This window comes from Arthrobacter sp. S39 (assembly GCF_004320525.1).
Lineage (GTDB): Bacteria > Actinomycetota > Actinomycetes > Actinomycetales > Micrococcaceae > Arthrobacter.
On the sequence record NZ_SIHX01000004.1, the window covers coordinates 19,457 to 38,843 of the forward strand.

Consider the following 19,387-nt stretch of genomic DNA (forward strand, 5'->3'; position numbering starts at 1 on the left):
GCCGGCACCGGCCAGCCGCGCCTGCTGGTGCTGGACGGGCATTCGATGGCGTTCCGGGCCTTCTTTGCACTCCCGGCGGATAAGTTCTCCACGGCCAACGGGCAGCACACCAACGCGATCCACGGGTTCACATCCATGCTGATCAACCTCATCAAGGACCAGCAGCCCACCCACGTCGCCGTCGCGTTCGACGTCTCGGATGAGACCACCCACCGCAAGGCCGAGTACAGCGAGTACAAGGGCGGCCGCAACGAAACTCCCCGCGAGATGAGCGGCCAGATCGACCTGATCGACAAGGTCATGCAGGCGTGGGGCATCAAGACCATCAAGATGCCGGGTTATGAGGCGGACGACGTCCTGGCAACGCTCGCCGCCATGGGAGAGAAAGCCGGTTTCGAGGTCCTCCTGGTCACCGGCGACCGCGACGCGTTCCAGCTCATCACTGACAACGTCTTTGTGCTCTACCCCCGGAAGGGCGTCAGCGACATTCCAAGGCTCGACGCAGCCGCCATCCAGGAGAAATACTTTGTCACCCCGCCGCAGTACTCGGACCTCGCAGCTCTCGTGGGGGAGACCGCGGACAACCTCCCGGGCGTCCCCGGCGTCGGCCCGAAGACCGCCGCCAAGTGGATCAACCTCTACGGCGGACTCGAAGGGGTCCTGGAGCACCTGGACTCGATTGGAGGCAAGGTGGGGGATGCCCTGCGCGAAAACGTCGAGGACGTCAAGCGCAACCGGCGGCTGAACCGGCTCCACACCGATCTCGAGCTTCCGGTGACCCTGGACGAACTTGCCGAACCCCGCCCGGACGAGGCCGCCCTGGAGCAGCTCTTCGACGAACTGGAATTCAAAACCATCCGTACCCGGCTCTTTGCCCTCTATGGCAGCGACGCCGTGGAACCGGCAGAGCGCGAGAGTATCGATGTCCCGGACTACGTGACGCCGGCCGATGCAGCGGAACTGGAGGCCTTCCTGGCAGCGGGCGCCGGCAAGCGCTCGGCCGTTGCCGTGGACCTGGTGCCGGGCCGGATCGGCGAAGACGCCGCCGCGCTGGCCATTGTCCGTGACGACGCCGCCGCCTACATCGACCTCGCTGCCCAGGACGCTGCCGCCGAAAACGTCCTGGCGGGCTGGCTGCGGGACGTGGAAGCTCCCAAGGTCATGCACGGCTACAAGGCCGCGCTGAAGGCCCTGTCCAGCCGCGGCCTGGGTCTGGAGGGCGTGGTGGATGACACTTCCATTTCCGGTTACCTGATCGAGCCGGACCGCCGCACCTACGAACTCGCTGAACTCGCCCAGCACCACCTCAACATCAGCATTACGTCCGAGACCGCGAAGGCGGGCCAGCTTGAGCTGTCGTTCGACGGCGACGACGCCGCCGCTGCCGGCGCCCTGGTCCACGTGGCCGCGGTGGTCCAGGCCCTCAGCCGTTTCTTCGGTTCCGAATTGACCGAACGCAAGGCCGCGGACCTGCTGGCCACCCTGGAGCTGCCCGTCAGCCGGGTCCTGGCCGACATGGAACTCGCGGGCATCGCCATCGACATGCCGCGCATGGACGAGCAGGTGGCGGATCTCGCCAAGGTGATCGACAACGCCCAGGAACTCGCGTTCGCCGCGATCGGCCACGAGGTCAACCTCGGGTCGCCGAAGCAACTGCAGACTGTCCTCTTCGAAGAACTCCAGCTGCCCAAGACCAAAAAGATCAAGTCCGGCTACACCACGGATGCGGCCTCGCTGAAGAACCTGCTGGAAAAGACCGGGCACGAATTCCTGGTCCAGCTGATGGCCCACCGGGAATCCTCGAAGCTGCGCCAGATGCTGGAATCACTCAAGAAGTCGGTCACGGACGACGGCCGGATCCACACCACGTACGCGCAGAACGTGGCCGCGACGGGCCGGATCTCTTCCAATAACCCCAACCTGCAGAACATCCCCATCCGCAGCGAGGAGGGCCGGCGCGTCCGGGGCATCTTTGTGGTCAGCGACGGCTACGAGTGCCTGCTGTCCGCGGACTACTCGCAGATCGAGATGCGCATCATGGCCCACCTTTCGGGTGACGAAGGCCTGATCCAGGCGTATCTGGAAGGCGAGGACCTGCACCGCTTTGTGGGCTCCAACATTTTCCACGTCCCCACCGACCAGGTCACCAGCGCCATGCGGTCCAAGGTCAAGGCGATGTCCTACGGCCTCGCCTACGGACTGACCTCGTTTGGCCTCTCCAAACAGCTGGAAATTTCCGTCGACGAGGCACGGACCCTGATGAAGGACTACTTTGACCGGTTCGGTGCCGTCCGCGACTACCTCCGCGGCGTGGTGGACCAGGCCCGGATTGACGGCTACACCGCCACCATCGAGGGGCGCCGCCGCTACCTCCCGGACCTCACCAGCACAGACCGCCAGCTGCGCGAGAACGCGGAGCGCATCGCACTGAACTCGCCCATCCAAGGCTCGGCGGCGGACATCATCAAGCGCGCCATGCTGGGCGTGCACGCCGAACTCGCGGCCCAGGGCCTGAAGTCACGCATGCTGCTGCAGGTCCATGACGAACTGGTACTGGAAGTGGCCACCGGCGAACGGGAAGCGGTGGAGAAGCTCGTGACCGAGCAGATGGCGGGCGCCGCGGACCTCAGCGTCCCGCTCGACGTCCAGATCGGTGTGGGGCCGAGCTGGTACGACGCCGGCCACTAGGAACGGACGGGTTACTGGACGGCGGTGACCAGGAAGGCGGGCGGGGCGCAATGGACAAGTACGACGTCAGGAAACAGTTCAAGGAACTGTATGCGCCCCGCGCCCGGGATTTCGAGCTGGTCACCGTCCCGCCCATGGAGTACCTGATGCTGGACGGGCAGGGGAACCCCGGGACGGCCCCGGCCTACGCCGCCGCGCTCGAGGCCCTGTACTCGGTGTCCTACGCCGTCAAGTTCGCCAGCAAGCACGCTGGCCGGGACTACGCCGTCGGGCCGCTGGAAGGCCTGTGGACAGCAGACGATCCTGACGCCTTCACCCGGGGCGACAAAGACAGCTGGAAGTGGACCATGATGATCCCGCAGCCGGACTGGATCGGGGCCGCGGAGGTGCAGGACGGCATCGCCAAGGCCGTGGCGAAGAACGCTCCGGCGCTGGACCTGCTCCGTCTGGAGGCCCTCGATGAAGGCCTTTCGCTGCAGATCCTGCACATCGGCAGCTACGCCGATGAGGCTCCCACGCTGCACCGGCTGCACACTGAGTTCATGCCGGCCAACGGCTTCGGCTTCGCCGGCCCGCACCACGAGATCTACCTCAGCGACGCCCGCAGGGTGGCGCCGGACAAGCTGAAGACCATCCTGCGCCAGCCCGTGCGGAGGCTCTGACCCACCTACAGACGGCACTGGCGTGTTGCTGTGGCCACCGGCCGGATGGATTGGTTAGGCTCGGCAGTGTGGCTGAACTGAGTGGGGACTATGAAATCAGGCGCTTCGACGCCGTATCCAAGGACGAACCGGGATACGCCGAAGCGGAGAAGTGGGTCAGGGCAGTAGCTTTCGGCTTTCACGAGTCCACCCGGAGTCCCGAGCATGTGGCGAAATCCCTGGCGACGTACCGGGCTGACCGCCGTGTCCTGACCGGCGCGTACCAAACCGGTGAGGTGGCTCCCGGGTCCCTCCCGGCCGACGTTCCGGTAGCAACGTTCGGCACGCTCCGCAAGACCCTCAACATTGGCTTCGGCCGGCTCCTGGAAACCCAGATGGTCACCGCCGTGACGGTGCGGACCTCGCACCGGCGCCGCGGCCTGCTGCGCCGCATGATGTCCGAGGACCTGGACATGGCCCGGCGCGACGGCTTGGCGATAGCCGCACTGACCGCGTCCGAAGGGTCAATTTACGGAAGGTTCGGCTATGGGGTGGCCAGCTTCGAACGTACCGTGAAAGTGGATACCACCGCCCGGTTCCAGTTGAACCACCAGGCTGTGGGCACAGTGGAGGTTGCTGATCCCAAGGTGCTGCTGGACGTTGCGCCGGAAATCTTTGAACGAGTCCACCGCATAACACCGGGATCGATCGGCCGCCAGGAGTGGTACCGCCAGCTGGCCTCGGGATCCCTGGGCCGGGACGGCAAGGAGGATCCGGCCGTCAAGGTGGCACTGCACTACGGACCCGGCAACACCGTGGACGGCTACGTCTCCTACAAATTCCTGGGCTGGGACATCGAGCCCTACACCGTCGAAGTGGTGGACCTCGTGGCCGCCACCAGCGAGGCGTACCTGGAGCTCTGGCAGTTCCTGGGCGCCATCGACCTGGTGGAACGGGTCACGTGGGCCGAGGCGCCGGTGGACGATCCGCTGGCCTGGGCGCTTACCGATCCGCGGTGCATCGACTCCTCGGACGGCAGGGACATGCTCTGGCTCCGCATCCTGGACGTCCCCAAGGCACTGGAAGCCCGGCGCTATCCCGTGGACGGGCGGCTGGTCCTGGAGGTGCATGACCCGCTGGGGCTCACGGCCGGGACGTACGCCCTTGAGGCCAGCGGCGGCGAGGCCGCCGTCGTACGCCTTGAAGCGGAGGAACAGCCTGACCTGTCCCTGGATGTCTCAGCCCTGTCATCAATTTATCTCGGTGCGGTCTGCGCGGTTACGCTGGCGGCAGCTGGGCGGATCCGCGAACACAAGCAGGGCGCGGCGCTCCAGGCCCGTGGCATGTTTGCGGTTGAACGTGCCACGCACTGCCTGACCCACTTCTAGGGGCTCCTGCCTCATCCAAGGACAAATCCATGGGGGATATTGCCGCGCCGGGGCTGACCAGCCGCCGGGCAATAGTGTTTGGCCTTACATCGGGAGTTCTCGCTGCTGTGTCGGCGTGTACTGCACCGGCAGTACCCGGGACCGGCGGGGCGGCCGTACCGGATGAACAACAGGACCTGGCCGCGGCGGTCTCGCCGGTGCAGGAAGTTCCGGACCCACCCCAGCCCCTCCCGGCGACGCCGGCAGCAGTTCACCCGCCGACGAAGGCCCAGCTTGTGGCGGAGTTTGCCGGCAAGCGGCCCACAGAATGGGGTCTGGCGGTCACGGGCGTGGTCACCAGGTCACCGGCACGCCCGGCCGTCATTACCCTGGATGCCTGCGGCGGCGCCGGCGGATCCGGCGTTGACCAGGAGTTGCTTGCCGTGCTTCGGCGGCTGGGCATTCCGGCCACCCTTTTTGTGAACGCGCGGTGGATGCAGGCGAACCGCACCCTCGCCGCCGAGCTGGGGGCAGACCCGCTCTTTGAACTGGCCAACCATGGCTGGCTTCACCGGCCGCTGTCGGTCTCCGGTAAATCCGCCTACGGCATCGCCGGCACCGCGGGCGTCGCCGACGCTTATGACGAGCTGACGAAGTGCCAGGACGTGCTCCAGGAAGCAGCAGGGCGGCCGTCGCGCTTTTTCCGGGCAGGCACGGCCTACTACGACGACGTGGCCGCCGCGATGACCCGTCGCCTGGGCATGCTGCCGGTGAACTTCAGCATCAACGCCGACGCCGGCGCCACGCTGCCGCCGGCAGCGGTCGCGTCCGCGTTGTCTGCTGCAGGACCTGGAGACATTGTCATTGCGCACTTCAACAAACCAGGCAGCGGCACCGCGGCCGGCTTCCGGCAGGCGCTGCCGCGGCTGCAGGGCGGCGGCACCACCTTTGCCCGGCTCGTCGACGTGCTGCCCGCGCTTTGACCCCCGTTGGCCGCAGCGACTAGAATAAACGGGCGTGTACTACGTGCACGTATCTACAATCCACAAAATCAGGATGACCCGGCAGATCCTTGTGAGCTGCCGAGACCTGCGCCTGCGTTCCATTAACGCGGGCGCGGTGGTTCGCCTGACCGACTAACTATCCACAACGGAGCCCCTACTACATGACCATCACCTCCACCGAGAAGCCCGGTACCCCCGTAGTCGCCATTAACGACATCGGTACCGCTGAGGACTTCCTCGCAGCAGTCGACGCCACCATCAAGTACTTCAACGACGGAGACCTCGTCGAAGGTACCGTCGTCAAGGTCGACCGCGATGAAGTTCTGCTCGACATCGGTTACAAGACCGAAGGTGTCATCCCCTCCCGCGAGCTGTCCATCAAGCACGACGTTGATCCCGGAGACGTTGTCTCCGTAGGCGATCTCGTCGAAGCCCTGGTGCTCACCAAGGAAGACAAAGAAGGCCGCCTGATCCTCTCCAAGAAGCGCGCTCAGTACGAGCGCGCCTGGGGCGACATCGAGAAGGTCAAGGAAGAAGACGGTGTTGTCACCGGTACCGTCATCGAGGTTGTCAAGGGTGGTCTTATCCTCGACATCGGTCTGCGCGGCTTCCTGCCCGCATCCCTCGTCGAGATGCGCCGTGTGCGCGACCTTGCTCCGTACATCGGTCAGCAGATCGAAGCCAAGATCATCGAGCTGGACAAGAACCGCAACAACGTTGTGCTGTCCCGCCGTGCATGGCTCGAGCAGACCCAGTCCGAGGTCCGCTCCACGTTCCTCAACAAGCTGGAAAAGGGCCAGGTCCGTCCCGGCGTCGTTTCCTCCATCGTCAACTTCGGTGCATTCGTGGACCTGGGCGGCGTAGACGGCCTCGTTCACGTTTCCGAGCTGTCCTGGAAGCACATCGACCACCCGTCCGAGGTTGTCGAAGTTGGCCAGGAAGTCACCGTCGAGGTTCTCGAGGTCGACCTGGACCGCGAGCGTGTTTCCCTGTCGCTCAAGGCTACGCAGGAAGATCCGTGGCAGACCTTCGCCCGCACCCACGCCCTCGGGCAGGTTGTTCCGGGTAAGGTCACCAAGCTCGTTCCGTTCGGTGCGTTCGTTCGCGTCGAAGACGGCATCGAAGGCCTCGTGCACATCTCCGAGCTGGCTGTCCGCCACGTGGAGCTGGCTGAGCAGGTTGTCTCCGTTGGCGACGAGCTGTTCGTCAAGGTCATCGACATCGACCTCGAGCGCCGCCGCATCTCCCTCTCCCTCAAGCAGGCTAACGAGGGCGTTGACGCCGACAGCACCGAATTCGATCCGGCTCTCTACGGCATGGCCGCTGAGTACGACGAAGAGGGCAACTACAAGTACCCGGAGGGCTTCGACCCGGAGTCCAACGAGTGGCTTGAAGGCTACGAGAACCAGCGCGCCGCCTGGGAGCAGCAGTACGCTGACGCCCAGACCCGCTGGGAAGCACACAAGAAGCAGGTTGCCCAGCACGCTGCCGACGACGCTGCAGCTGCAACGTCCGGTGACAGCGATTCCGGCACCACCAGCTACTCCTCCGAGCCTGCTGCAGCCGAGACCGGTGCAGGCACGCTTGCTTCGGACGAGGCTCTTGCCGCTCTGCGCGAGAAGCTGACCGGCAACTAATTGCCACCGGCCCGGGGCTTCCCGGGCTGACACAACGGGCCCCTGCGAAATGCAGGGGCCCGCTGTGTTTAACCCGCGACGTTCAACAGCTCAACTGACTGGCACCTAACGCTCCCCAACGCGCGTTTCGGTGCGTCTGCTGCGAGTCAGTTCAGAGCACGACGGCGGCACTCACCGCGCCGCCGTCGTCGTGCGTCAGCTGGGCGCCCGCCGCAGCCAGGAGGCGCTGGGCGCCGATGTTGCCCGCCGTCGTCCGGGCGACGACCTGCCGCAGTCCTGAATGGCGGGCTTCCACCAGGACCAGGTCCAGGGCAGCGGAGCCGACCCCGCGGCCGCGAAAGCTTCGGCCCAGCCAGATGCCGGTTTCCACTGAATCAGGTCCGGTACGCTTCAGCCTGACGGAACCGGCGGGGCTGCCATCGCACAGAATGGCCCAACTCTTTTCCCTGGCAGGCCCGTCCAGGCCCGCCGCCGCAGACCGGTGGTAGGCGCGGAACCAGTCAATCCGTGCGGCGTTCCAACCGGTCCCGTCGCCAACCGGGGGAGTGACTTCGTCCGGCGACGCATCGTCCATGGCGAGGGCCAGGAGCCGCTCCAGCGTGGTCTCATCGACGTCAGCCAGCCGGACGTCAGGGGAGCGGGACATCGATCCACTCCGTTCCGCCGGGCGTCAGCGCGGCCTTCCCGCCGGTGAGGGACAGGACCCGGTCTGACGCCGCGGCGATGTCGGCCTGTTCATCGGGGATGGCCAGGCGCAGGATGGTGTCCTGGGCACCGTAGCTGGTTTCAGACATCACGAACCCGGCTGTCCGCAGGTCGTTCTCCAGGCGGCCCGCAGCTGCGTGGGGAACCGACGCCTCGCAGATCCGCAGCCGGCGGCGCCGGACCAACGGGGTGAGTTCCAGCGCGGCGGACACCGACTCTGAATAGGCACGCACCAGCCCGCCGGCGCCCAGCAGCACGCCGCCAAAATAGCGCACGACGACGGCACTGACGTCACTGAGGTCCGCCTGACCCGGCGTGGTTTCCCGTTTGATGAGTGCTTCCAGCATCGGGATACCGGCCGTGCCGGACGGCTCGCCGTCGTCATTGGAACGCTGGATGTCCCGGTCCGGTCCGAGGACAAACGCTGAACAGTGGTGGCGGGCGTCGTGGAATTCCCGGCGCAGGCCAGCCACCAGGTCGCGGGCGGATTCCTCGTTGCCGGCGCGCCGCAGGACCGTGATGAACCTGGACCGTTTGATTTCGATCTCGTGCCGGAAGTCCGGGCCCGCCGCCAGCGTGGTGTAGGACGTGGCGCGGCTCTCTTCGTCTTGCACCGCACAAGTCTAATCCCCACCGCCTCCCTCACCTCGCTGCGCTCGGCCAGGGAACCCCGGCGGCGTGGGCCCATCCACCGCCGTCCTCACCTCGCTGCGCTCGGCCAGGGAACCCGGGCGGTGGGGACTAGGCTGGTGGGGTGCTGAAGATCGGGTTGACGGGCGGCATCGCCTCGGGGAAGTCAGTGGTGGCCTCACGCCTGGCGGCATTGGGTGCCGTGCTGGTGGACGCCGACGCCCTGGCCCGGGACGTGGTGGAACCGGGAACGCCTGGACTGGCGCGCGTCGTGGAGGCCTTCGGCCCGGGGATCCTGGACGCGGCGGGCCGGCTCGACCGCCCTGCCCTCGGCGCGATTGTGTTCCAGGACCCGTCACGCAGGGACGTGCTCAACGGCATCATCCATCCACTGGTCCGGGAAGCGGCTGCCGGCATCGTTGCCACAGCGGGCGACGGCGACATCGTGGTCCAGGACATTCCCCTCCTCGTCGAAACCGGCCAGGGCAGCAGTTTCCACCTCGTTCTAGTGGTCGACGCCCCGGACGACATCCGGATCCGGCGCATGGCGGAACACCGCGGCATGAGCCCCGGCGAGGCCGCATCCCGCATGGCCGCCCAGGCCAGCCGGGAGGAGCGCAACGCCGCTGCTGACGTGGTGCTGGAGAACGCGGGAAGCCGGGACCAGCTGCTTGCCACCGTGGATTCACTGTGGGCTGACAGGCTCCTGCCCTTCGCGGACAACCTCCGGCGCGGGATCCGCGCACGCCGCATTGACGGGCCGACGCTGCGGGCGCACCAGGATGACTGGGCTCACCAGGCGGCACGCATCGGTGCACGGATCCTGACCGCCGCCCCGGACGACCTCCTGGCGGTTGACCACATCGGCTCCACGGCAGTGTCCGGGCTGGCGGCCAAGGACGTCCTGGACCTCCAGGTCACCGTTTCCGATCTGGCGGTCGCCGACCGGATCGGCCCTGCCCTGGCCGCTGCCGGGTTCCCGTCCGTCCCAGGCGTCCAGGCTGACACGCCCAAGCCGGAACAGCCCGATCCGGAGCTGTGGCAGAAGCGGTTTCATGCAAACGCCGACCCAGGCAGGGCCGTGAACCTCCACGTCCGGGCGGCCGGCTCGCCGGGCTGGCGGTATGCGCTGCTGTTCCGGGACTGGCTGCGCAGCGACCGCGCCGCCGTCGTGATGTACGAAGCCCACAAGCGCGAACTGTCCGGGCGGCATTCCGGCGATACCGGCACGGCCAGGTACGCCGACGCGAAGGAACCTTGGTTCACTGACGTTGCGTGGCCGCTGATGGATGAGTGGGCCCGCCGCGCGGGGTGGGTGCCGCCGTCGTACCCTGTTCGCCGGTAACTGATCCGGCTGTTCCTGTCGGTCCCCGGTTGTAGATTAGATTCATGAGCCTTGCCCAGGAAATCAACCGAGTTGTCGCGCCCTTCGAGGTCATCAGCGAGTTCCAGCCTGCCGGCGACCAGCCCGCAGCCATCACCGAGCTGACAGAGCGCATCAAGAACGGCGAAAAGGACGTTGTCCTGCTCGGCGCCACCGGTACCGGCAAGAGCGCCACCACCGCCTGGCTGATCGAACAGGTCCAGCGGCCCACCCTGGTCATGGTGCAGAACAAGACCCTGGCCGCCCAGCTGGCCAACGAATTCCGTGAACTGCTGCCCAACAACGCGGTGGAGTACTTCGTCTCCTACTACGACTACTACCAGCCTGAGGCGTACGTAGCCCAGACGGACACCTTCATCGAGAAGGACTCCTCCATCAACGAGGAAGTGGAACGGCTCCGCCACTCAGCCACCAACGCCTTGCTGACCCGCCGCGACGTGATTGTTGTTGCCACGGTGTCCTGCATCTACGGCCTGGGCACCCCGGAAGAGTACATCGCGGGTATGGTCACGCTCCGCAAGGGCGCGCAGATGAACCGCGACGACCTGCTCCGGAAGTTCGTCGCCATGCAGTACGCCCGTAACGACATGGACTTCCACCGCGGCACGTTCCGGGTCCGCGGCGACACCGTGGAAATCATCCCGATGTACGAGGAACTGGCCATCCGGATCGAGTTCTTCGGCGACGAAATTGAGAACATCCATACGCTCCATCCGCTGACCGGCGAGATGATCCGGGACGAGGAGGAAATGTACGTCTTCCCGGCCTCGCACTATGTGGCCGGTCCCGAGCGGATGGCCCGGGCCATCAAGCGGATCGAGGACGAACTCGCCGAGCGGCTGCAGGTCCTGGAAAGCCAGAACAAGCTGGTGGAAGCCCAGCGGCTCCGGATGCGCACCACCTACGACCTCGAAATGATGCAGCAGATGGGTTTCTGCAACGGCATCGAGAACTACTCGTCGCACATCGACGGCCGGGCCCGCGGGACCGCGCCGCACTGCCTCATCGACTACTTCCCGGACGACTTCCTGCTGGTGATCGACGAATCCCACGTCACCGTGCCACAGATCGGCGCCATGTACGAAGGCGACATGTCCCGCAAGCGGAACCTCGTGGACTTCGGCTTCCGCCTGCCGTCAGCCATGGACAACCGCCCACTGAAATGGGACGAGTTCCTCGAACGCGTGGGCCAGACCGTCTACCTGTCCGCCACCCCCGGCAAGTACGAACTCGGGAAGGCTGACGGCTTCGTCCAGCAGATCATCCGGCCCACCGGACTGATCGACCCCGAGGTGGTGGTCAAACCCACCAAGGGCCAGATCGATGACCTGCTGGGCGAGATCAAGACGCGCACGGCGAAGAACGAACGCGTCCTGGTCACCACACTGACCAAACGCATGGCCGAGGACCTCACCGACTACCTGCTGGGCCACGGCATCAAGGTCGAATACCTGCACTCGGACGTCGACACCCTGCGACGGGTGGAACTGCTCCGGGAACTGCGGATGGGCGTCTTCGACGTCCTGGTGGGCATCAACCTGCTCCGCGAAGGCCTTGACCTGCCCGAGGTTTCGCTGGTCAGCATCCTGGATGCGGACAAGGAAGGCTTCCTGCGGTCTTCCACCTCGCTCATCCAGACCATCGGCCGTGCCGCCCGCAACGTGTCCGGCCAGGTCCACATGTACGCCGACCGCATCACCGACTCCATGGCCCACGCCATCGACGAGACCAACCGGCGCCGTGCCATCCAGGTGGCCTACAACAAGGAAAAGGGCATCGATCCGCAGCCGCTGCGGAAGAAGATTGCCGACATTACCGACCAGCTGGCCAAGGAAGACGCCGACACCCAGGAGCTGCTGAACAACAACCGCCTGGCGAAGGGTGCCAAGCGTGGCAAGTCCGCCGCCAAGGGCGCGGCCCAGGTCCGCGCAGACGGCCTGGCCGCTGCTCCGGCGGAGGACCTCGTTGGCCTGATCGAGCAGCTGACCGAACAGATGCACGGCGCCGCCGCCGAACTCCAGTTCGAGGTTGCGGCCCGGATCCGCGACGAAGTCAGCGAACTCAAGAAGGAGCTCCGGCAGATGCAGGCGGCCGGCCACGCCTAGCACGGCGGCGGGGTTACGCCCCACTTGGGCATGTACGGCCGAAACACGTTCGAACGTGGGGTGCTGCCTGCTGTACAGTTAACGTCACGTAGGGGAGTATCCCGAGCGCTACGATCGTCAACACGCCAGGCATGGTTGCCTGGCCGGGCGTAGCGGGCCGCCACATCAGCACCAAGTGCACAGGCTGGCCGGAGAGACTTACACCGCTTCTCTGTACCCTGCGAAAGGCTACCCTGTGCTCGATTTGCCCGTGTGGTTCGAGGTCGGCTCACTTGTCGTCCTTGGCCTGATCCTCCTGATCGATCTTTTGCTGGTTGTCCGGCGTCCCCATGAACCTTCCATGAAGGAAGCCGGGCTGTGGGTGGCGTTCTACGTATCGCTCGCCCTCGTGTTCGCCGGCGCCATGTTCGCCTTTACCGGTGCCGAGTTCGGCGGCCAGTTCGTGGCCGGCTGGGTCACGGAATACAGCCTCAGCATCGACAACCTGTTTGTCTTCATCATCATCATGGCCCGCTTCTCCGTGCCGCGGAAATACCAGCAGGAGGTGCTGATGGTGGGCATCATCATCGCGCTGATCCTGCGTGGCATCTTCATCCTCCTCGGCGCCATCGTGATCGAGCAGTTCAGCTGGGTGTTCTACATCTTCGGTGCGTTCCTGCTCTGGACCGCGTGGAAGCAGGCCCAGGATGAAGGCGAGGACGAAGAGGACAAGGAAAACCCCCTCATCGCCCGGATCCGCAAGGTCATCCCCATGTCGGAGAAGTTCGACGGCGGCAAGCTGCGCACCGAGGTGAACGGCAAGAAGGTCTTCACCCCGATGCTGATCGTTTTCATTACGATTGGCCTGACCGACCTCCTCTTCGCTGTTGACTCCATCCCGGCGATCTTCGGCCTGACCCAGAGCCCCTTCATCGTGTTCACCGCCAACCTGTTCGCCCTGATGGGCCTGCGCCAGCTGTACTTCCTGCTGGGTGGCCTGATGAACCGCCTGATCTACCTCAAGCACGCGCTGTCCTTCATCCTGGCGTTCATCGGCGTGAAGCTGGTGCTGCACGCAATGCATGTGAACGAACTGCCGTTCATCAACGGTGGGCACCACATCGAATGGGCACCGGAGATTCCGACGTTCGTGTCCCTGGCCGTCATCGTGGGCACCATCATCGTTGCCGTGGTTGCCAGCCTCCTGAGCTCCAAGGCGAAGACGGCCCACCTGGACCCGCGCCTCGAGGAAGACGCCAAGAAGAGCCTCAGCGACGTCGAGTAGGCTTTCCGCGCGGGTTCACTCCGCGTACCGCATGTCCCTCATGATCCCGGCCGCAGCGCGGCCGGGATCATTGGCTTAAAACTGCCCCTGTAGCAGGTGGCCGCCGGGGACTATGCTCGGACCATGGCCGGCACTGTGATGACCGAAAGCGGAGTGCGCCAGGTGCAGCGGCGCACCGTGGCGCTGCTGAGCGTGGCCCAGGTTTTCGCCGGCATCGGCACGGGAGCAACCGTTTCCATCGGCTCAATCCTTGCCGTGGAACTCTCGGGCTCCACGGCCTGGGCCGGCTCCGTGGCCACCGTCATGACGCTCGGTGCCGCACTGGCCGCGCTGCCGCTTGCCTCACTCGCTGACCGCCGGGGACGCCGGATCGGACAGGTCACGGGCCTGTCCGCCGCCATGCTCGGCACCGTACTCATCATCCTGTCAGTTGTATCCGGCGTCTTTATCCTGCTCGTGCTGGGCGCTGCAGGCATTGGCATAGGGACCGCCGCCAGCCTCCAGGCGCGCTTCGCCGCCGTCGACCTCGCGGATGCCGACCACCGCGGCCGGGCGCTTTCCACGGTGGTGTGGGCTGTGACCGTTGGAGCTGTTGCCGGGCCGAACCTGATCCAGCCGGGTGCCGTGGTGGGGCAGGCCCTCGGCCTGCCGCCGGTGGCCGGCCCCTTCGTCATTTCCGCGGCCGGACTCCTCCTGGCCACTCTCCTGCTTTTTGCCGGCCTCAGGCCGGACCCCCTCCTGCTCGCACGGGAGCTCGCCTCACGGCCGGGATTCGGGGCGGACGGACCGCTGGTCCCGGCCGCCGCTCCGGGCAGCCGTCCCGGCGGTTCACTGGTCCGCGGAATGCGGGCGATCCGGCAGTCCAGGGCAGCGTGGCTGGCGCTGGCCGCCGTCGTCGGAGCGCATGCGGTGATGGTGGGCGTGATGTCCATGACGCCGCTGCACCTGCAGGAGCTTGTGGCGGGTCCCGGGCATGCAGGCCACGCCGCCACCGGCGATGTGCTGGTGATCATCGGGTTCACGATTTCGCTGCATATCGCGGGCATGTTTGCGCTGTCACCGCTCATGGGCTGGCTGACGGACAAGGCCGGCCGGACGGAGACGATCATGATCGGCTTCACCACGCTGATCGCCGCAGTGGCGGTGGCAGGGTTCGGCCAGTCGTCCACGGTGGCCGTGGCCGTGGGGCTGGTCCTGCTGGGCGTGGGCTGGTCCGCGTCCACCATTTCCGGCTCCACCCTCCTGGCCGAAAGTGTCGGCCAGGAGTCCCGGGTTGTGGTCCAGGGCGTGTCGGACATGCTGATGGGCGTTGCCGGTGCGGTGGGCGGGGCGACGTCGGGCCTGGTGCTCAGCAGCGCCGGCTACCTGGGGCTGAACATGGTGGGCGCCGTGGTGGGGGCAATTGTCCTGGCGGCCGCCTCCGTGACGCTGGTGGCGCGGCGCCGCAGGCCAGCGCCCAGGTCAGTGGCGGGCTGAGCGCACCATTCCCAGCAGCCGGCCGAAGATGGACTCGCCGTCGTCAGCTATTCCGTCGTGGTGGAAATCGGGGGTCTCCCACACTTGGAGCCCGCGGACTGCCGCCGCAGTTTCCAGGGAGAGTGCCCGGTCCACGTAGATATCGTCCCGGTAGACCGCAGCGGCAACCGGCACAGTGTTGTTGGCCAGCTGGTCACAGTCGTAGAGCGGCTTCCAGTCCGCCTTGCCGGCCAGCAGATGGGCGACCTGCCGCAGCGGCTCCAACGCGGCATCCTGCTCGAAATACCACGGGTACACCATCTCCCCGGTGAGCAGCAGCGGCGTGGCATCAGGATGGAACTCGGGATGTTCCTGAAGCACCCGCCAGGCCGCCCAGTCGCTGGCCTGCCCCTGACCGTAAATGGACTCGTGCATCAGCGCATACAGGGGATTGGCCAGCCGGGACACAATCCCCTGGACCTGTTCGAGGAAGGCATCGGACAGCCGGCTGCCGTGCAGCGACTCGGTGAACGCGTCCTCCAGCAGGTAGTGCAGGCCGTCCACCCTGGTGTTGCCGCCCAGGAAAGCCCCCACCATCTGGAACCGCTCGACGGTCAGGCGGCCGCCGTCGGGCAGGAATTCCTCGTTCCGGCGAAGATGGCCGGCAATCCGTTCCACCGTCCGCCGGTCCTCCGGGTACCAGCTGAAGTATTCGGTGTTCCGCTCCGCGACGCGCTGGAACGTGGCACGGTAGATATCGTCCGCCGGGCAGGACAGCGGGGCCAGCCCGCCGGTGATCAGTGCTTCCTTGAGCCCGTCCGGCGCGACGGAAAGATAGGTGAGGGCGCAGAACCCGCCGTAGCTTTGCCCGTAGATGCTCCAGGGGCCGGAGCCGAGGACTTCGCGGATGAGTTCCGCATCGGCCACGATCGAATCGGCCCTGAAGTGCTCAAGGTAGGCGGCCTGTTCTTCAGCCGTGCCGCGCAGGGGCAGGGTGTTCCGGTCGGCAGGGGAGGAAAGGCCGGTTCCGCGCTGGTCCAGCATGAGGATCCGGAAATCCCGGGCAGCCGCTTTGCTCCAGCCGCCCAGCGACGCGAACCGGTTGCCGCGTCCGCCGGGACCGCCCTGGAGGAACAGCAGCCAGGGCAGTTCCTCCGCTTCCGCCTCGGTGTGGGCCGTGGAAACGTACTCGCGGGCGAACACCGTGATGGTCTCCGCAGCGTCCCCGGTCCCAGGCGCCGTTTCGGCGCCGGCCCCGGTACCAAAATGGTCCAGCGGCACAGTGAAATAGTGCTCGGTGGTCCGCATGCCACGGAATTCATGGCGTGCTTTGACCGTGTGCCGTACCGGCGTTTTGGTCCTCGGGACTGTGGCGGACTGCTCAGCCACGAAGGGCCGCGACGTTGCTGCTGCCAAAGTGCTCCAGGGCGTCACCGGCCAGCCGGAACGTGGACCAGCCGTCCATGGGGCGGGCACCGAGGCCCCGGTAGAAGTTGATCGAGGGCTCGTTCCAATCCAGGACGCTCCACTCAACCCTGGCGTAGCCGTTCTCGACGGCGGTGGCCGCGAGATGCTTCAGGAGCGCCTTGCCGTGTCCCTCGCCCCGGGCGTGCGGGCTGACGTAGAGGTCCTCCAGGTAGATGCCGTGGACGCCTTCCCAGGTGGAGTAGTTCAGGAACCACAGCGCGAATCCCTGGACCTCGCCCGCCGCGTTCTCAGCCATCGTCGCGAACACGCGGGGGTTGGCCCCGAACAGGACTTCGGCGAGCATTTCCGGGGTGTTGCGGACGGCGTCCGGTTCCTTTTCGTAGATGGCCAGTTCGTGGATCATCTGCAGGATTGCGGGGACGTCGTGCCGGTTTGCGGGGCGGATTACACTCATGGTCCGAGTTTACTAGGGCCTTAGAGCCGGTTGACGTCGGTCACGCGGACCATCGCAGTGCCGGTTTCGTCGGAGGCGGCCAGGTCCACCTCGGCGGAGATTCCCCAGTCGTGGTTGCGTGCCGGATCGTCGAAGATCTGCCGGACCTTCCACAGCGCGGGCTCCTCGGTGATGATCAACAGCCCGGGTCCGCGCGCGTCCGGTCCGGTGCCGATGTCATTGTGCTCGTCGAAGTAGTCGTCCAGGACGTCTTCCCAGCGCTCGGCATCCCAGCCGGCGCCGCCGTCGAGCTCTCCCAGGGCTGCCGCATCCTCATCGGCGAACAGTTCCACGCGGCGGAACATCTCGTTGCGAACCATCACACGGAAGGCCCGGATGTTGGACGTCAACGACGGCGGCGGGGGAGGCGGCGCGTCGTGCGGGGTCGGCGCGGCGCCGGACGTCAGTTCCTCCCACTCATCCAGCAGGCTGGAATCGACCTGCCGGACGAGCTCGCCCAGCCAGGCGATGAGGTCTTCGAGGTCGTCGCGGAGCAGGTCCTGGGGCACGGTCTGGCGCAGCGCCTTGAAACAGTCGGCGAGGTAGCGCAGCACAATGCCCTCGGAGCGGGCCAGCCCGTAGAACTGGACGAATTCGCCGAAGTTCATGGCCCGTTCGTACATGTCCCTGACCACCGACTTCGGGGCCAGCTCGAAGTCGCCCACCCACGGCGCGGCCTTCCGGTAAACCTCGAACGCTTCACCCAGGAGCTCCGCGAGCGGCTGCGGATAGGTCACCTCCTCCAGCATCGCCATGCGCTGGTCGTACTCGATGCCATCGGCTTTCATCGCCGCGATGGCTTCGCCGCGGGCCTTCTTCTGCTGGGCGGACAGGATCTGGCGGGGCTTCTCCAGCGTCGCCTCGATCACGGACACGACGTCCAGGGCGTACGCCGGCGACTCCGGATCCAGCAGTTCCAGCGCAGCAAGGGCGAACGGTGAGAGTGGCTGGTTCAGCGCAAAGTTGGCCTGCAGGTGGACTGTGAGCCTGACGGTCCTGCCGTCCGCACCCTGCTCCTCGGCCGGAATGCGCTCCACGACTTCGGCAGCGAGGAGCTCGCGGTAGATACCCAGGGCCCTTTTCATCAGCCGCAGCTGCGAGGACCGTGACTCGTGGTTCTCTGTCAGGAGCCGGCGGGCGGCGTGGAACGGGTCGCCCGGCCGCTCCATCAGGTTCATCAGCATCGCGTGCGTCACGCTGAAGCTGGAGTTCAGGGGGTCGGGGACGGATTCCACCAGGCGCTTGAACGTCGGCTCGCCCCAGGAGACAAACCCTTCCGGCGGTTTCTTCTTGACCACCTGGCGAAGTTTCTTCTGGTCGTCGCCGAACTTTGCAGTGGCCTTGGCCATCGCCTTCACGTTTTCCGTTACATGCTCCGGTGCCTGGACCACCACCGTGCCGGCGGTGTCATAGCCCGCGCGTCCTGCCCGGCCGGCAATCTGGTGGAACTCCCGTGAGTTAAGCAGCCGGGTGCGTACGCCGTCGTACTTGCTCAAAGCCGTGAGCAGGACGGTGCGGATGGGCACGTTGATGCCCACGCCCAGGGTGTCGGTTCCGCAGATCACCTTGAGCAAACCGGCCTGGGCGAGCTGCTCCACCAGCCGGCGGTACTTCGGCAGCATGCCGGCGTGGTGGACGCCGATGCCGTGCCGGACCAGCCGGTTGAGGGTTTTGCCGAATCCCGCGGCGAACCGGAAATTGGCGATCAGCTCGGCGATCTTGTCCTTTTCCTCGCGGGTGCACACGTTGATGCTCATCAGGGTCTGGGCCCGGTCGATCGCCTCGATCTGGCTGAAGTGCACCACGTAGACCGGCACCTGTTTGGTGGAGAGCAGTTCCTCGAGGGTCTCGTGGACCGGCGTCTGGTGGTAGTAGTAGTGCAGCGGGATGGGCCGCTCGGCCGAGCTGACGGTGGTGGTGGGCCGGCCGGTCAGTTCGGTGATGCCGTCCTCGAACCGGCTGACATCACCCAGCGTGGCGGACATCAGGAGGAACTGCGCCTGCGGCAGCTCCAGCAGCGGCACCTGCCAGGCCCAGCCGCGCTGCGGATCCGAGTAGAAGTGGAACTCGTCCATGATCACGGCGCCAAGCTCCGCTGCGGCGCCTTCGCGGAGCGCGATGTTCGCCAGGATCTCGGCCGTGCAGCAAATGATGGGCGCGTCCTGGTTGACGCCCGAATCGCCGGTGATCATGCCCACGTTTTCGGCGCCGAAAATGTCGCACAGAGCGAAGAACTTCTCGGAAACCAGTGCCTTGATCGGGGCCGTGTAGTAGCTGCGCTGCCCACGCGCCATGGCCTGGAAATGTGCGGCGATGGCCACGAGTGACTTTCCGGAGCCGGTCGGCGTGGCGAGGATAACGTTGGCACCGGTGGCGAACTCCATGATGGCCTCGTCCTGGGCGGCGTACAGTTCGAGCCCCCGGCTTTCGGTCCACTCAAGGAATTGTGTGTAGAGGGCGTCCGGGTCGATCCCCGCGCCCGAGGGGTTTGAGGCGGGCAGGACGGGCAGCTGGTCAACGAGTTTCATTGTTTTCCAGCTTAGTGCCCGGCAGCTGCCGGAGATCCTGGCATGGGCGGGTTAGGCT

The 19,387-nt window shown here is 66.1% G+C and carries 14 protein-coding genes; 9 read left to right on the plus strand and 5 right to left on the minus strand.

What is annotated here, in order from left to right:
* Positions 1-45: 45 nt before the first annotated feature.
* The 5 genes from polA (at position 46) to rpsA (ending at position 7,337) form a co-directional block, all read left to right on the plus strand.
* Positions 46-2,688, plus strand: a complete 2,643-nt coding sequence (gene polA / locus EYS21_RS09175) for a DNA polymerase I (RefSeq protein ID WP_242633376.1) — start codon at positions 46-48, stop codon at positions 2,686-2,688.
* Between the two features lie 50 nt (positions 2,689-2,738).
* Positions 2,739-3,350, plus strand: coding sequence for a GyrI-like domain-containing protein (locus EYS21_RS09180; protein ID WP_131132912.1), 612 nt, complete (start codon positions 2,739-2,741; stop codon positions 3,348-3,350).
* 68 nt (positions 3,351-3,418) lie between these two features.
* Entirely contained in the window at positions 3,419-4,717 is a 1,299-nt protein-coding gene (locus EYS21_RS09185) for a GNAT family N-acetyltransferase (protein WP_242633360.1), read from the plus strand.
* 29 nt (positions 4,718-4,746) lie between these two features.
* Positions 4,747-5,679, plus strand: coding sequence for a polysaccharide deacetylase family protein (locus EYS21_RS09190; RefSeq protein ID WP_131132913.1), 933 nt, complete (start codon positions 4,747-4,749; stop codon positions 5,677-5,679).
* A gap of 182 nt (positions 5,680-5,861) precedes the next feature.
* Positions 5,862-7,337 (plus strand): 30S ribosomal protein S1, encoded by a 1,476-nt coding sequence (gene rpsA, locus EYS21_RS09195; RefSeq protein WP_131132914.1) that lies wholly within the window; start codon positions 5,862-5,864, stop codon positions 7,335-7,337.
* Positions 7,338-7,488: 151 nt separating this feature from the next.
* Here the strand turns inward: rpsA and EYS21_RS09200 are convergent, their stop codons facing one another.
* Together EYS21_RS09200 and EYS21_RS09205 are read right to left on the minus strand one after the other, a co-directional pair.
* Positions 7,489-7,983: a GNAT family protein gene (locus EYS21_RS09200; RefSeq protein WP_131132915.1), complete on the minus strand. Its 495-nt coding sequence runs from the start codon at positions 7,981-7,983 to the stop codon at positions 7,489-7,491.
* Positions 7,967-8,656, minus strand: a complete 690-nt coding sequence (locus tag EYS21_RS09205; RefSeq protein ID WP_131132916.1) for a YigZ family protein — start codon at positions 8,654-8,656, stop codon at positions 7,967-7,969. The genes EYS21_RS09200 and EYS21_RS09205 overlap by 17 nt, the downstream gene beginning before the upstream one ends.
* A gap of 140 nt (positions 8,657-8,796) precedes the next feature.
* Between EYS21_RS09205 and coaE the strand changes: the two genes are divergently transcribed.
* The 4 genes from coaE to EYS21_RS09225 all read left to right on the plus strand — a co-directional run bounded on the left by coaE (position 8,797) and on the right by EYS21_RS09225 (position 14,901).
* The gene (gene coaE, locus EYS21_RS09210) at positions 8,797-10,017 is read left to right on the plus strand and encodes a dephospho-CoA kinase (protein WP_131132917.1); all 1,221 of its coding nucleotides are present in this window, start codon (positions 8,797-8,799) and stop codon (positions 10,015-10,017) included.
* A 44-nt stretch (positions 10,018-10,061) separates the two neighbouring features.
* Positions 10,062-12,161 carry an excinuclease ABC subunit UvrB gene (gene uvrB / locus EYS21_RS09215; protein ID WP_131132918.1) on the plus strand — a complete coding sequence of 700 codons (2,100 nt, stop codon included), beginning with the start codon at positions 10,062-10,064 and terminating at the stop codon, positions 12,159-12,161.
* A 235-nt stretch (positions 12,162-12,396) separates the two neighbouring features.
* A complete protein-coding gene (locus tag EYS21_RS09220) occupies positions 12,397-13,425 on the plus strand; it encodes a TerC family protein (RefSeq protein WP_131132919.1) in 1,029 nt (342 codons plus the stop codon).
* A gap of 123 nt (positions 13,426-13,548) precedes the next feature.
* The gene (locus tag EYS21_RS09225) at positions 13,549-14,901 is read left to right on the plus strand and encodes an MFS transporter (RefSeq protein ID WP_131132920.1); all 1,353 of its coding nucleotides are present in this window, start codon (positions 13,549-13,551) and stop codon (positions 14,899-14,901) included.
* On the opposite strand, the gene EYS21_RS09230 is transcribed toward EYS21_RS09225, so the two are convergent.
* From EYS21_RS09230 to EYS21_RS09240, 3 genes are all read right to left on the minus strand, one after another.
* Positions 14,887-16,188: an alpha/beta fold hydrolase gene (locus EYS21_RS09230; RefSeq protein WP_131133255.1), complete on the minus strand. Its 1,302-nt coding sequence runs from the start codon at positions 16,186-16,188 to the stop codon at positions 14,887-14,889. The genes EYS21_RS09225 and EYS21_RS09230 overlap by 15 nt on opposite strands.
* 73 nt (positions 16,189-16,261) lie before the next feature.
* Positions 16,262-16,762, minus strand: coding sequence for a GNAT family N-acetyltransferase (locus tag EYS21_RS09235; RefSeq protein ID WP_131132921.1), 501 nt, complete (start codon positions 16,760-16,762; stop codon positions 16,262-16,264).
* A gap of 20 nt (positions 16,763-16,782) precedes the next feature.
* Positions 16,783-19,329, minus strand: coding sequence for a DEAD/DEAH box helicase (locus EYS21_RS09240; RefSeq protein ID WP_131132922.1), 2,547 nt, complete (start codon positions 19,327-19,329; stop codon positions 16,783-16,785).
* Between the last annotated feature and the right edge of the window lie 58 nt (positions 19,330-19,387).

What these genes read in the sequence shown, in the direction of transcription:
- EYS21_RS09230 (WP_131133255.1), bottom strand. Translation starts at nt 16,188, where the DNA reads ATGCGGACCACCGAGCACTATTTCACTGTGCCGCTGGACCATTTTGGT.
- EYS21_RS09200 (WP_131132915.1), bottom strand. Translation starts at nt 7,983, where the DNA reads ATGTCCCGCTCCCCTGACGTCCGGCTGGCTGACGTCGATGAGACCACG.
- EYS21_RS09180 (WP_131132912.1), top strand. Translation starts at nt 2,739, where the DNA reads ATGGACAAGTACGACGTCAGGAAACAGTTCAAGGAACTGTATGCGCCC.
- EYS21_RS09235 (WP_131132921.1), bottom strand. Translation starts at nt 16,762, where the DNA reads ATGAGTGTAATCCGCCCCGCAAACCGGCACGACGTCCCCGCAATCCTG.
- EYS21_RS09240 (WP_131132922.1), bottom strand. Translation starts at nt 19,329, where the DNA reads ATGAAACTCGTTGACCAGCTGCCCGTCCTGCCCGCCTCAAACCCCTCG.
- EYS21_RS09190 (WP_131132913.1), top strand. Translation starts at nt 4,747, where the DNA reads ATGGGGGATATTGCCGCGCCGGGGCTGACCAGCCGCCGGGCAATAGTG.
- uvrB (WP_131132918.1), top strand. Translation starts at nt 10,062, where the DNA reads ATGAGCCTTGCCCAGGAAATCAACCGAGTTGTCGCGCCCTTCGAGGTC.
- rpsA (WP_131132914.1), top strand. Translation starts at nt 5,862, where the DNA reads ATGACCATCACCTCCACCGAGAAGCCCGGTACCCCCGTAGTCGCCATT.
- EYS21_RS09225 (WP_131132920.1), top strand. Translation starts at nt 13,549, where the DNA reads ATGGCCGGCACTGTGATGACCGAAAGCGGAGTGCGCCAGGTGCAGCGG.
- polA (WP_242633376.1), top strand. Translation starts at nt 46, where the DNA reads ATGGCGTTCCGGGCCTTCTTTGCACTCCCGGCGGATAAGTTCTCCACG.